This window comes from Actinotignum timonense (assembly GCF_002860685.3).
Classification (GTDB): Bacteria; Actinomycetota; Actinomycetes; order Actinomycetales; family Actinomycetaceae; genus Actinotignum; species Actinotignum timonense.
The window spans coordinates 1,951,278-1,965,204 of sequence record NZ_CP136960.1 but is presented as its reverse complement, the minus strand read 5'-3'; the positions used below and the strand labels follow the sequence as shown (position 1 = coordinate 1,965,204).

General features: G+C 66.3%; 4 protein-coding genes. All 4 read left to right on the top strand.

Annotated features, from left to right (window positions below; genetic code table 11):
• Positions 1–151: 151 nt before the first annotated feature.
• The 4 genes from CYJ17_RS08185 (at position 152) to CYJ17_RS08170 (ending at position 13,825) form a co-directional block, all read left to right on the top strand.
• Complete coding sequence (locus tag CYJ17_RS08185) at positions 152–1,135, top strand: biotin--[acetyl-CoA-carboxylase] ligase (RefSeq protein ID WP_087070602.1); 984 nt, start codon at positions 152–154, stop codon at positions 1,133–1,135.
• Between the two features lie 2 nt (positions 1,136–1,137).
• The gene (locus CYJ17_RS08180; protein WP_087070603.1) at positions 1,138–2,892 is read left to right on the top strand and encodes an ATP-binding protein; all 1,755 of its coding nucleotides are present in this window, start codon (positions 1,138–1,140) and stop codon (positions 2,890–2,892) included.
• A gap of 98 nt (positions 2,893–2,990) precedes the next feature.
• Positions 2,991–4,595 carry an acyl-CoA carboxylase subunit beta gene (locus tag CYJ17_RS08175; protein ID WP_234984488.1) on the top strand — a complete coding sequence of 535 codons (1,605 nt, stop codon included), beginning with the start codon at positions 2,991–2,993 and terminating at the stop codon, positions 4,593–4,595.
• A gap of 149 nt (positions 4,596–4,744) precedes the next feature.
• Positions 4,745–13,825, top strand: coding sequence for a type I polyketide synthase (locus CYJ17_RS08170; protein WP_101595592.1), 9,081 nt, complete (start codon positions 4,745–4,747; stop codon positions 13,823–13,825).
• Positions 13,826–13,927 lie beyond the last annotated feature (102 nt).

Here is a 13,927-nt window from a genome sequence, read left to right as displayed (position 1 = left end):
GTATTTTCGGGCTTTGTGCGGCGCTGATGTGAGGGGACTAACGGCGGCGCGCCCCGAACGAGCGCGTATGTTACGAATCCGTAAGTTACGATTACGTAAGGTTACGCATTAGTAGGTTAGCGGCGGAGTGCCCGCCGGAAAGAAGGCTGAGGTGAGCAACGTGCATTCAGGAAACGTGCTCTTCCCGCGTACCGCGAGCGCGCTGGGGGAGGTAGGGCTCCCCGGTGCCGCGCTCCTGCATACCGATCTGACCACATCCACCCAGGATGACCTGGCCGAACTCTGGCTCAGTTCCGGGGGCATGCCCGCACCCGGGCTGGTGTGCGGCCTCATCGCCGATGAACAAAGCGATGGGCGCGGGCGGATGGGCCGCTCCTGGTTCGCCACCAAAGATGGTTCCCTGCTTTTCTCGGTGCTCATCGCAGTGCCAGAATCAGTGCGCGCGGAGCTGAGCTGGGTGACGTTCGCCGGGGCCCTGGCCGCCCGCGCCGCCCTCGAAAAGCTCGGGGCCAACGTGGCGATTTCTTGGCCCAATGATATTGTTACCCGCCTGCACGCCGCGAAACTGGCCGGGCTGCTCGGTGAAGTTGTGAGTACGGATGCGGCCGGGAATATCGGCGTGGTGCTCGGGGTGGGAATCAATCTGGGGCTGCGCGCCGAGGAACTTCCTACCCCCACCTCGGCTTCGCTAGCCACCGCCGGCTTCCCGGTTCCTAGCCGCGATGAGGTGGCCGCCGCCTACCTGCGCGAGCTCGGGGCCCGGCTGGCCGCCCTCATGAGCGCCTGTGAGAGCGGAATAGGTAATGCGGCAGCTAGCGGCGCCGTCGTACCCGAAACACGCGCGTGTCACCTGGAAGCGAGCGATGCAGAGGCGACCGACGCAGAAGCAAGCGCGGCAGAACGCTCCGCAAGTGCGGCCGAACGCTCGGGACTCTTAGCCGAACTCAATGCCACCTGCGCAACCCTGCGCGAGGGCATTACCGTCAACCGCCCGCGCGATACTCCGGTGCACGGGCGCGGGGTGCAGATTTTAGCCGACGGCGCCCTCGTGGTCGCCACCACTGCCGGTGACGTGCGTATTTCCACCGGAGAAGTCTCGCTCCTGGGTCGGGTTGCGCCCTCGGAAGGAAAGTAGTGATGAAAAAAATTCTGGTTGCCAATCGCTCCGAAATTGCCGAGCGCGTGATCCGCACCGCCCACGATATGGGGATGAAAGCGGTGGCGGTCTATGCGGACGCTGATCGCGAAGCCCAATTCGTGGAGGATGCCGATAGCGCCTACGCGCTGGAGGGCACCGCCTACGCCGATACCTATATGAATATTGAGAAAATCATCGCGATTGCGCAGCGTTCCCACGCGGACGCCGTGCATCCCGGCTACGGTTTTCTTTCCGAAGTTCCCGAATTCGCCACCGCGGTTATTGAGGCGGGCCTCACGTGGATCGGCCCGGCCCCCGCGGTGCTCCACCGCCTCGGCGATAAAATCCAGGCGCGCCGGCTGGCCGAATCGGTGGGCGTGGCCCCGGTGCCCGGCGTTTCTGACCCGGTGCAGGGGCGTGCCGGGGTGGACGAGTTCGTGGCGCGTTTCGGTTTCCCGATTGTCACGAAGAAGGCCGACGGCGGGGGTGGGCGCGGTATCACCATCCATAATGAAGCCGCTGACCTGGACCGCTTCTTCGCGGCCCACGGGGCGGATCTGGATTCCTATTTTGTGGAGCGTTTTATCCGCACCGCCCGCCATATTGAAACGCAGTCGGCGCGCGATTCCCACGGGAATTTCGCGGTGATTTCCACTCGTGATTGTTCGGCCCAGCGCCGCAACCAGAAACTCATCGAAGAAGCGCCCGCCCCGCTGTTGCCCGGCAACGCCGAAGCGATCGTGACCGAATGGTCGCGCCGGCTTTTCGAAGCGGTGGATTACGTGGGTTTGGGTACCTGTGAATTCCTGGTGGAACCCGATGGGCGGGTCAATTTCCTGGAAGTGAATCCGCGCCTCCAGGTGGAACACACCGTGTCCGAAGAAGTAACGGGAATGGACCTGGTGCGTGAACAAATCCTCATTGCCTCCGGCGCGGAGCTCTCCGAAGTTCCCGCCCCGCGCGCCCACTCTTTCGAATTCCGGATTACCTGCGAGGACCCGGCCACCGGCATGGTGCCCTCCACCGGAACTATTGAAAAAATCCGCTGGCCGCTGGGCCACGGGGTGCGCATCGAATCCGGGATTGAAGAAGGCGATATTGTGACCGCCGATTTCGATCCCATGCTCGCCAAACTCGTGGTGACCGCCCCGGACCGCGAGCAGGCCATTGCCCGCTCGCGCCGCGCCCTCGCGGAATTGCAGATTACCGGGGTGGCCACACCCTGCGCCATGTACCGCGATGTGCTGGCCATGGAAGAATTCGCCGGGCATATTCCATCTACCCGCTGGCTGGAAGATACCGTGCTCCCTGCTTACGAAAATACCCAGGCCGCCAGCACCCCGGCACCCGTCAAGGATGAAGAACCGCGCCACACCTTCGTTATTGAAGTGGATGGGCGGCGCATGCGCATGACCCTCCCGGCCGCGCTCATCGCCACCGGCTCACACGTGGCCCGCCGCACCCTGCAACCGCGCCGCTCCCAGGCGGCCTCCCGCACCGCGATGCCGGCCCAGGATCTGACCGATCCGAGCGGAATGGTGAACTCGCCCATCCAGGCGATTGTGGTGCGCGTGGTGGTGGAACCGGGGGACAAGGTCCACGAAGGCGATCTGCTCGTGGTACTCGAATCCATGAAGATGGAAAGTTATGTGTATTCGCCGCGCGATGGCGAAGTGACCGACGTGGAAGTGCGGGCCGGGGCCACCGTGGCGGCCTTCCAACCCCTCGTGCGGGTGGTGGGTGCCGATGCTTAGCAACCAGCCCAGTTCCTGCCCGCGCGTTATGCGTCCGTGCCCGCACGCGATTATGCGCCACCACGTGAGCCCCTGCCCGAAAGTAGCGAAGGAGAATCATGTCGCTGACTGAATTACGTTCCGCCCACGAATGGCAAACCTTGGATCACAGCGCCCAGCAGGTGGACCGGGTGCGTTTCGCGCAGTACCAAAACGACCTGGCCCGCCAGGCCGAGGAACGCGCCGCTAAGCGCCAGCACGCCCACGGCAAAAAGACCGCCCGGGAGCGCATCGCCCTACTGTGCGATGAGGGCAGCTTCACCGAAATCGGGCAGTTCGCCGGCGGGAACCTGGGGCGCGGCTTCCGGGGCGCCGCGGTGGTGACCGGAATTGGCCAGGTGGACGGCCAACTCGTGGCGGTATACGCCCAGGACTTCTCCGTATCCGGGGGCACCCTGGGCGAAGCTGAGGGCGATAAAATCGTTGCCCTCATGGACAAAGCCCTTGAGCTGCGCATCCCCATGGTCTCCCTGCTTGATTCGGGTGGCGCCCGCATCCAGGACGGCGTCGTCGCCCTTTCTCAATACGGCCGTATCTTCAAGAAAACAATCGCGGCATCGGGCATTATCCCGCAACTCTCCGTTATTCTGGGGCCTTGCGCGGGCGGCGCGGTGTACGGGCCGGCCCTCACCGATTTCATTATTATGACGCGCGATAACGCGCATATGTTCGTGACCGGACCGGACGTCGTCAAGGCAACCACCGGGGAAGAGGTCTCCTTCGATGACTTGGGCGGGGCCACTCTCCACAATTTCCAATCCGGGGTGGCCCACTACCTGGCCGCGAATGAGGACGATGCCCTCGATTACACCCGCACCCTCCTCACCTATCTGCCCGCGCATTGCGACGCGGAGCTGCCGCGTTGGGATTACGAGGAAACGGCCACGGATACCCAGTGCGCCCGGCACCTTTCCGATCTGGTGCCCGCCTCCACCAAGCAGCCCTACGATATGCTCGACGTTATCGCGAACCTCGTGGATTACGGGGAATTCGTGCAGGTCCAGGAGCATTTCTCCCGCTCCATCGTGGTGGGATTCGCGGCGCTGGCCGGGCAATCGGTGGGGATCGTGGCCAATCAGCCGCTCGTGGATGCCGGCACCCTGGACGTGGACGCCTCCGAAAAAGCCGGGCGTTTCGTGCAATTCTGCGATGCTTTCCACGTGCCTGTTATCACCCTCGTGGACGTGCCCGGCTACCGGCCCGGCACCGAACAGGAACAGGCCGGGATTATTCGCCGCGGCGCGAAGCTTATCTGGTCCTATGCCAATGCGACGACGCCCCTCGTGACCGTGGTGTTACGGAAAGCCTACGGGGGCGCCTATATCGTGATGGGTTCGAAATCCCTGGGAGGGGACCTCAACTTCGCGTGGCCGGGTGCGGAAATTGCGGTGCTCGGCGCCGAGGGTGCGGTCGCTATTACAGGGCGACGGCGCCTGCGGGAAGCCGAACAGAACGGTGAGGATGTGGCGGCGGTGCGCCAGCAGCTCATCGAAGAGTACACCCGCGAGAATGTCAATCCTTTCCTCTCCGTGGAACGCGGGGAGCTGGACGGCATTATCGCCCCCGAAGATACCCGGCGGGTGCTCATTGAATCCCTGCGCATCCTCGCCACCAAAGACTGCTCGCATCCGGGCGAGCGCCGGCACGGGAATATTCCCATGTAGCGGCTCGCCCCAAGCGCGCGGGCGTTCATCCGGAACGTTCCGGCGCGTAGAGCCTGGGCCCAGACCACAGCGCCCAGAGCCCAATTTCGATCTTTCCATTTTTCAAGAATTGCCTCGCGGGACCTCCCGCATCTAGCAGAAAGAACACTATGACCAGCGTGTATGAATCCCTGACGGCCACCCCGCCGGCTTCCCCGTGGATCCTCCAATTCGCCGGCCAGGGCACCCCCTGGCGCGCCGAATTAGATGAGCTGCTCACCTCCGCGCGGTTGCGCGCGGACCTGACCGAGGTGGACGCGGCGGCCGAGGAGATCCTCGCCCCGGTGCTCCCCGAACTCACCGTGATTTCCGCCGGGCGCCTCGACCTGCTCGGGCTGCGCGGCCCGGCCAGCGCCGGGCGTGCCCCCCACACCTCGGTGCCCGGTATCCTGCTCAGCCAGTACGGGGCCTACCGCGACCTGGCGGTGCGCCCCACCGCCACCATCGGGCATTCCCAGGGCGTGCTGGCCGCCGCCATGGTGGAATCCAGCGATCCGGCCAGTATTTTTGCCCTTGCCCGCCTCATCGGGGCGGCCGCCTCCAAGATCAGCGGCGAACTCGGAATTACCGCCAGCAAGGATGCCAGCCCCATGCTCTCGGTGCGGGGCGTGGGTGCCCCGCTGCTGCGCCGCCTGGCCGCCAAGGTCCCGGATGCGGATGTTGCCATTATTAATTCCCGGGAAGCCTGCGTGGTCTCCGGGCGCCCGGCCGCCCTCACCGCCCTGGTAGCCCTCATCGAACGCGAAGCCGAACGGGAAGCGCGTGCCCGCGCCGATAAACTCACCGGCGGGGAAGCCCTCCACCCGGTCTGCGAATTCCTCAACGTGGGAGCCCCCTTCCATTCCCCGCTCCTCGAACCGGCCGTGGCCCTCGTGGATGCCTGGGCGGCTCGCTGCTCCCTTAACGTGGAACGCAGCGATGAGCTGGCCCGCGCCGTGCTCACCGCCAGCCTGGACTGGACCGCGGAATTCGCCGCGGCCCTGGACGAAGCAGGGCAGGGCGGAACCCCGGCCGGTTTCGTGGTGGACCTGGGCCCGGGCCCGAACCTCAAGACCATCGCCCTGGAAAACCTGGCCGGAACCGGGGTGAGCTACGTGGATGCCTCCACCGCCGCGGCCCGCGATGACCTGGTGACCGGGGTGGCGCGCGTGACCCGCACCCGCGACTGGTCCGAATACGCCCCGCAACTGCGCCAGATCAAGGGCCACACCTACCTGGATACCGCTTTCTCGCGGCTGACCGGGCGCAGCCCGATTATGCTCGGCGGGATGACCCCGACCACCGTGGACGGGGAAATCGTGGCGGCCGCCGCTAACGCCGGCTACTGGACCGAACTCGCCGGGGGCGGGCAGGTCTCCGAAGAAGTCCTCGCGGAGAACCTCTCCACCCTGCGCGAGCACCTGGAACCGGGCCGGGTAGCCCAGTTCAACACCATGTTCCTGGACCGCTACCTGTGGGATCTCCAATTTGGCTCGCGCCGGTTGGTTTCCCGCCAGCGCGCCGCCGGGGCACCCCTGGACGGCGTGGTCATTAGCGCCGGCATTCCCGAAAAGGACGAAGCCCTCGAACTTATCGCGCGCCTGCGCGCCGAAGGTTTCCCCTATATTGCTTTCAAGCCCGGCACCGTGGCCCAGATTCGCCAGCTCGTGGAGATCGCCAAGGCCTGCCCGGGCGCCCCGCTGATCGCGCAAGTGGAAGACGGCCACGCCGGTGGGCACCACTCCTGGGAGAACCTGGAAGACCTGCTCATCGCGACCTACGGCCAGATGCGTGAGGCCGGCCTCATTATTACCGTGGGTGGCGGCTTGGGCATTCCCGAGCGGGCGTCGTCGTTCCTCACCGGAACGTGGGCGCAGGCCTACGGTATGCGACCCATGCCCGTGGACGGCGTTTTCATCGGAACCGCGGCCATGGCCGCGAAGGAAGCGAAAACGAATCCCGACGTCAAGCAGCTGCTCGTTGATACGCCCGGCGTGAGCCCGGACGATAACGGCGGTTGGGTGGCGGCCGGCTCCACCCGCGGTGGTATTTGTTCCACCCAGTCCTCCCTGCACGCCGATATTTACAATGTGGAAAACGCGGCCGCCCGCGCTGCCCGCCTCCTCGTGGAAGTGGACGGGGACGCCGAAGCCATCGCCGCGCGCCGCGAGGAAATCATTACCGCGATCAACGCCACCGCGAAACCCTACTTCGGGGATATCGCGCAGATGACCTACGCGCAGGCGCTGCGCCGCTACGTGGAACTGACCGTGCCCTGGGCCGACGAACCCACCCAAACCCGCTTCTGGGAAATGCTCCAGCGTTTCGAAGCGCGCCTGTGCGAAGCGGAAAGCGGGGATGTTCCCACGCTCTTCCCCACCCAGGCCGATGCCGCCGCCGATCCGCAGGCAGCGCTCCAGCGCTTCCTCGCCGCCTACCCGAGTGCGGAAGAACACACCGTGCTCGCCCAGGACGAAGCCTGGTTCGTGGCCCTGGCCTCCAAGTACCCCAAGCCGGTGCCTTTCGTGCCGGTTATTAACGAGCAAGTGCTGCGTTTCTGGGGTTCGGATTCCCTGTGGCAATCCCACAACCCGCGCTACACCGCGGACCAGGTCCGTATTATTCCCGGCCCCACCTCGGTGGCCGCCATCACCAAGGTCGATGAACCCATCGCCGATATCCTGGGCCGCTACGAAGAAGACGCCGTGGCACGAGTGAGTGCGGGCGGGGCGCAGGCCCAGCCGGCCTTCTCCCGCGCGGCACGCGACCGCGAAACCTTCCTGCGGGAAACCCCCTTCATCGTGTGGCACGGCCACCTGGCCACCAACCCGGCCCACCTCATTCCGGAAGCGGAAATCCGCGATACTCCGGAGGGCCTGGAAATCTTCGTGCCCCTCGATACCCTCTGGGATGGCACCCAGGCCCACCAGCACGTGGTGCGGCATATGCGCATCCCGCTGCTGCTGCCCGAATCGGTAGCCACCGGCGGGCTGCCCGTGGTGGATGACGCCCGCCTGGAAGCGGCCATGCGCGAGGTGCTCGCCGCGATGTCCGGGGTGGGAACCACCACCCTGGGCGGCACCCCCATCACGAAGCAACCCGAGATGATCGACGGCGTTGCCACCCTCACCTTCGCGGTCTCCCCGGAGATCAACACCCTGCACGCGGGGATTACCGCGCCGGCCGGGCGCACCCCGGCGGCCGTGCCCTCCGCGCTGCTCGGTTCGTGCTGGCCCACCATCTATTCCGCGATGGGTTCGGGCGAAGCCGATGGCTACCCGATTATTGAAGGACTGCTCTCCGGCGTGCATCTTGATCACCTGGAAAAGGTGAATGTGCCGGTGGAGGAGATCCTGGAAGCCGGGCAGCTCACCGCGCGCTCGTGGGTGGCATCCGTGGCCGAATCTTCGGCCGGCCGGGTGCTGACCATCCGTACGAATGTTGCGTGCGAGGATGGCACCGTGGTGCTGGAATTCCAGGAACGCTTCGCCATGCGCGGGCGCGCCACCACCACGGAACTGCCCTCCGAGCCGGCCGCCCGCGGGGGAGTGGATGCCGATATTATCGACACCCCGCGCTCGGTGCTGCGCAAGGTCACCGTGCAGGCCCCCACCGATATGACGGCCTTCGCTATTGTTTCCGGTGATTTCAACCCGATTCACGTATCCCGCAACGCCGCGCTGGTGGCGGGAATGGATGCCCCGCTGGTGCACGGCATGTGGCTGTGCGCCGCCGCCCAGCACGCGGTGGCCGATCCGGTGGCCGGGCGCGCCCCCATGCATATCACCGGGTGGACCTACCGCATGTTCGGCATGGTGAACCTGGGTGACGCGGTGGATATTACCGTGGAGCGCGTGGGCCGGGTGCGCGGGGGCGGGCTCGCCCTCGACGTGACCGCCCGCTGCGGGGATACCGTGGTCTCCCAGGCTTCCTGCACCGTGAGCGCCCCGCGTACCGCCTATGTGTACCCGGGTCAGGGCATCCAGGCCCGCGGCATGACCCTCGATGACCGGGCCGCTTCGGCTGCCGTGCGTGAGGTGTGGGAACGCGCCGACCGGCATACCCGTTCCGCCCTCGGGTTCTCCATCCTCGCGGTGGTGCGCGATAACCCGGTGGAGCTGCGGGTGCGTGACGAGATCTTCCGCCACCCGGACGGGGTCCTCAACCTCACCCAATTTACCCAGGTGGCGCTCGCGACCGTGGCGTTCGCCCAGACCTCGCGTCTGCGTGAACAGGGTTCACTGGTAAGCGGTGCTTACTTCGCCGGGCATTCCCTGGGCGAATACAATGCGCTTTCCGCCTACTCGCAGGTCTTCAGCCTCGAGGACGTGCTGGAAATCGTGTACCGGCGCGGTACCACCATGCATCACCTGGTGGAACGCGATGAGCAGGGCCGCTCGAATTACCGCATGGGTGCCTTGCGTCCCAACCAATTTGGGGTGGGCGACGACGCCGTGCGCGACTACGTCGCGCAGGTAGCTGCCGCTTCCGGGGAATTCCTCGAGATCGTCAATTACAACCTGGCTGGCGCCCAGTACGCGGTGGCCGGAACCGTGGCAGGCTTGGAAGCTCTGGAAAAGGACGCCAATGAGCGGGCCCGGCAGGCCGGGGGCAAGCGCCCCTTCATGCTGGTTCCCGGTATTGATGTGCCCTTCCATTCCAGCGTGCTGCGCACCGGCGTAGCCGAATTTGGCGATACCCTGCGTGCCATTGTTCCCGCGGATATTAAGCTCGAAATTCTTGAAGGGCGCTACCTGCCTAACCTGGTGGCCCGCCCCTTCGAGCTGACGGAAGAATTCTGCGATGCCATCCTCGAGGTGGTCCCCTCAACGGTGGTACGCGAGATTCGCGATGATTTGGCCGCGCGCGTGGAGCGCGACCGGGTGGGTACCGCCCGCGAGCTCCTCATCGAGCTGCTGGCCTGGCAATTTGCCTCCCCGGTGCGCTGGATTGAAACCCAGGATTACCTTATTGAGGCCGGGGTGGAAGATATCGTGGAAATCGGCCTGGCTGCTTCGCCGACCCTGGCGAATATGGCCACCCGCACCCTCGCGCTACCCAAGCACGCCCAGCGCCACGTGAGCGTCTACAACGTGCAGCGGGACGCCAAGCGCGTTCTGCACGAGGATGTTGCCAGCGCCCCGGTTGCTGAAGATGGATTCGCGGACGGCGCGGCGGCTGCGGCCGGTGCCAATGGCGCTGCGGCGAACGGCGGCGACACCGCCGCGGCTGCGGCACCCGAAGCCGCGGCCGCCGCTCCGGAAGCGGCTGCTCCCGCACCGGATGCGGCTGCTGCTGGCGCCGCTGCGGCGGCCCCGGCCGCGGCAGCAACCCCGGCACCCGCCGCCGCTTCGGCGGGCGATGGCCAACCGACCGCGGATCTGCCCTTCCGGGCCGGGGATGCCCTGCGCGTCCTGCTGGCCTGGTCCACGAAGATCCGCCTGGACCAGATGGGCGATGCCGACTCGGTAGAAACCCTCACCAACGGGGTTTCCTCCAAGCGCAACCAGATCCTCATGGATATGACCGCCGAATTCGACCTGGCCTCCATGGACGGCGCCGCGGAAGCACCGCTGGCCACCCTGGTCTCCCAGGTTGATCAGGCCGCCCACTCCTATAAGCCCTTCGGGAGCGTGCTGCGCGAAGCCATCGCGGACCGGCTGCGTTCGCTCACCGGTGCGGCCGGCGCTAAGCCGGCCCGGGTGGCCCAGCGGGTGCAGGATACCTGGCAGCTCGGCGAAGGCTGGGTGGCCCACGTGACCGCCACCATCCTCCTGGGTACCCGCGAAGGTAAGTCAGTACGCGGCGATGAACTGGCTACCCTCCCGCAGGCCCCCACCTCGGCCGCCCAGCTCGATGAACTCATCGACGCGGCGGTGCGGGCGGTGGGCGCGGCCCACGGCATCAACGTTGCGCTCCCGAGTACCGGGAGCGGGGCGGGCGGCGTCGTCGATTCCGCTGCCCTGGACGCGTATGCCGAACGTATGGACGCGATCCTGGCCGGAACCGCGCGCGATCTGCTCGCGCGCCTCGGCCACAACGAGCGCCCGGAAGCGCCCGCGGCCGCTGATGACCTGGCCCTGCGCGAAGCGATGAGCGCGGAACTGGGCAGCGGTTGGGAAGACTTCGTGACCCCGCGCTTCGACCCGGCCCAGGCCGTACGCCTGTGCGACCGCTGGGCCACCGCCCGCGAGGACGTGGCCAAGATCGCCTTCGGGCGCGAAGTGAACGCCAATTTCACCGGCGTTGGGGAAGAAGTGGCCCGCCAGGCCGAATGGCAGGCGGCCCGCAATCCCAAGCTCGCGGCGCGCTTGACGAAGATCGCCCGCGCTGCCCGCGATACCACCCCGGGAATCTACGCCGGGAAGGTCGCGGTGGTGACCGGTATGGCAGAGAACTCCATCGCGGGTGCGGTGGTGGCCGGGTTGCTGGCCGGCGGGGCAACCGTCGTCGCCACTTCCTCGCGTATCTCCACCACGCGCCTGAACTTCGCGAAGAAGCTCTACCGCGAAAACGCCATTAACGGTGCCGAACTGTGGCTCATCCCCGCCAACCTCGCTTCCTTCCGCGACGTCGACGCGATCACCGCGTGGATCGGCGCCGAACAGCGCGAAACGGTGGGTGCCACCTCGAAGCTCGTCAAGCCGGCCCTCATTCCTGACCTCCTGGTGCCCTTCGCGGCGCCGCGGGTGAGCGGCTACCTCAGCGATGCCGGCCCCGAAGCGGAAAACCAGGCCCGCGTGCTGCTGTGGAGCGTGGAGCGCCTCATCGGCACCCTCGCAAGCCTGGGCACCGACGCCGCCATCGACCATCGCATGCACGTGATTCTGCCGGGCTCCCCGAACCGGGGCTCCTTCGGTGGGGACGGCGCCTACGGCGAAGTCAAGGCCGCGCTCGATGCCGTGGTCAATAAGTGGCGCGTGGAGCCGTGGGGCCAGCGCACCACCATCGCGCACGCGAAGATCGGGTGGGTGCGCGGCACCGGCCTCATGGGTGGGAACGATCCGCTGGTGGAAGCCGTGGAAGCCAAGGGCGTGCATACCTGGTCCACGGCGGAAGCCGGGCGCGAACTGCTCACCCTCTTCACCCCCGAATCGGTGGCGGCTGCCCGCACCGCGCCGGTCATTCACGATATGACCGGTGGCTTGGGTGATATTAACCTGCCCGAACTGGCCGCGAGCATCACGCCGGCCGCCCCCGCTCCGGCAGCGCAGGCCGCACCGAGCGTGCGGGCCCTGCCCAGCCCGGTGAGCATCCACCAGCCGACCATGGACCTGGGTGCTTTCGGGAGCGGCAGCGCCAAGCCCGAGGACCTCGTGGTCATCGTGGGGCTGGGCGAAACCGGCCCGTGGGGCAGCTCGCGTACCCGGTGGGAAGCCGAACTCGGGATTCAAAGCGACGGCGATGTGGACCTCACCCCTGCCGGGGTGCTGGAGCTGGCCTGGATGATGGGCCTGCTCACCTGGTTCGACACCCCGAAGCCGGGCTGGTACACCCCCGAAGGCGAGCTGGTTCCCGAAGAGGATATTTTCGAACGCTACCGCGATGAAGTTGTGGCGCGTTCGGGTATCCGCGCCTTCGTGGATGACGGGCCGCTGGCCGATATCGGAACCACCGATATCGCCCCGGTCTACCTGGAGAAGGACGTGACCTTCACGGTGGGCAGCGAAGCGGAAGCCCTCGCCCACGCCGAAGCGGATCCGAGCTTCACCAGCTTCTTCGAGGAAGACGGCGAATGGCGGGTGACCCGCAAGGCCGGGGCACTGACCTACATGCCGCGCCGTACCACCCTCACCCGCCGCGTGGGCGGGCAGTTCCCCACCGATTTCGATCCGGCCAAGTGGGGGATTCCGGCATCGCTGGTGGAGAGCGCGGACCGCATGGCTATCTACAACCTCATGACGGCGGTGGATGCCTTCCTCTCGGCCGGGTTCTCCCCGGCGGAGCTGCTCGAATACGTGCATCCGGTGGATGTTTCCTCCACGCAGGGCACCGGCTTCGGCGGGATGACCTCCATGCGCCGCCTGTACGTGGATCGCTTCCTGGGTAAGGATTACCCGCAGGATATCCTCCAGGAAACCCTGCCGAACGTGATCGCCGCGCATACCATGCAGGCCTATGTGGGCGGGTACGGTTCCATGATTCACCCGATCGGCGCTTGCGCGACCGCCGCGGTGTCCGTGGAAGAAGGCGTGGATAAGATCGCCACCGGCAAGGCTCAGTTCGTGGTCTCCGGCGCGATTGATGACGTGCAGGTCGAGTCCCTTATCGGTTTCGGTGATATGAATGCGACGGCGGATTCTGCCGCTATGGCGAAGAAGGGCATCAACCCGCGCTTCTTCTCCCGCGCTGGCGATCTGCGCCGCGGTGGCTTCGTGGAAGCCTGCGGCGGCGGCACGGTGCTGCTGGCCCGCGGTGACGTGGCCGCCCAGATGGGGCTGCCCGTCTACGGGGTGGTGGCCTATATTCGCTCCTTCGCGGACGGTATCCAAACCTCGATTCCGGCACCGGGCCTGGGAGCGCTGGCCGCCGGCATGGGCGGAGAGAACTCCGTGCTGGCCACGAACCTGCGCAATCTGGGCGTGAGTGTGGACGACGTCGCCGTGCTTTCCAAGCACGACACCTCCACCAATGCGAATGACCCGAACGAAGCGGAACTTCACGACCGCCTCTTCACGGCGCTGGGCCGCAGCGCGGGCAACCCGCTCTACGTGGTTTCCCAGAAGACCCTGACCGGGCATTCCAAGGGCGGGGCGGCGCTCTTCCAGATGGCTGGCATCACCCAGATGTTCGCCACCGGGAAGATCCCGGGGAATAAGGCCCTGGACTGCTCCGATCCGGCTTTCGAGGAACGCAGCTACCTGGTGTGGCCGCGCGAGGTCCTCGAGGTGGGCGATATCAAGGCGGCCGTGCTGACCTCGCTCGGCTTCGGGCATGTTTCCGCGCTCATGATGCTCGTGCACCCGGCGGCTTTCGAGGCAGCTATCGCGCGCACCAACGGCGCGAAGGCAGCCCAGCTGTGGTGCGAGAGCGCTGATATGCGCCTGCTGGAAGGTGCACGCCACCTGGTTGCCGGAATGGTTGGCCACGCGCCGCTCTACACCGAAACCTCGGTGGATGAGCGCTTCGCGGGGGACCGCCACGAAGGCGAAGCAGCGCTGCTCCTCGATCCGCGCTACCGCCTGGTGAACGGAAAGTACCAGCTGCGCTAAAGCAGAGCTAAAGCAGGCTAAAGCAGAGCGGATCCATCCCATAAGAGCGGGGCGGGGTAGTTCATCACGAACCACCCCGCCCCGGTTGCTGTCTAGCGCGCT

What these genes read in the sequence shown, in the direction of transcription:
- CYJ17_RS08175 (WP_234984488.1), top strand. Translation starts at nt 2,991, where the DNA reads ATGTCGCTGACTGAATTACGTTCCGCCCACGAATGGCAAACCTTGGAT.
- CYJ17_RS08170 (WP_101595592.1), top strand. Translation starts at nt 4,745, where the DNA reads ATGACCAGCGTGTATGAATCCCTGACGGCCACCCCGCCGGCTTCCCCG.
- CYJ17_RS08180 (WP_087070603.1), top strand. Translation starts at nt 1,138, where the DNA reads ATGAAAAAAATTCTGGTTGCCAATCGCTCCGAAATTGCCGAGCGCGTG.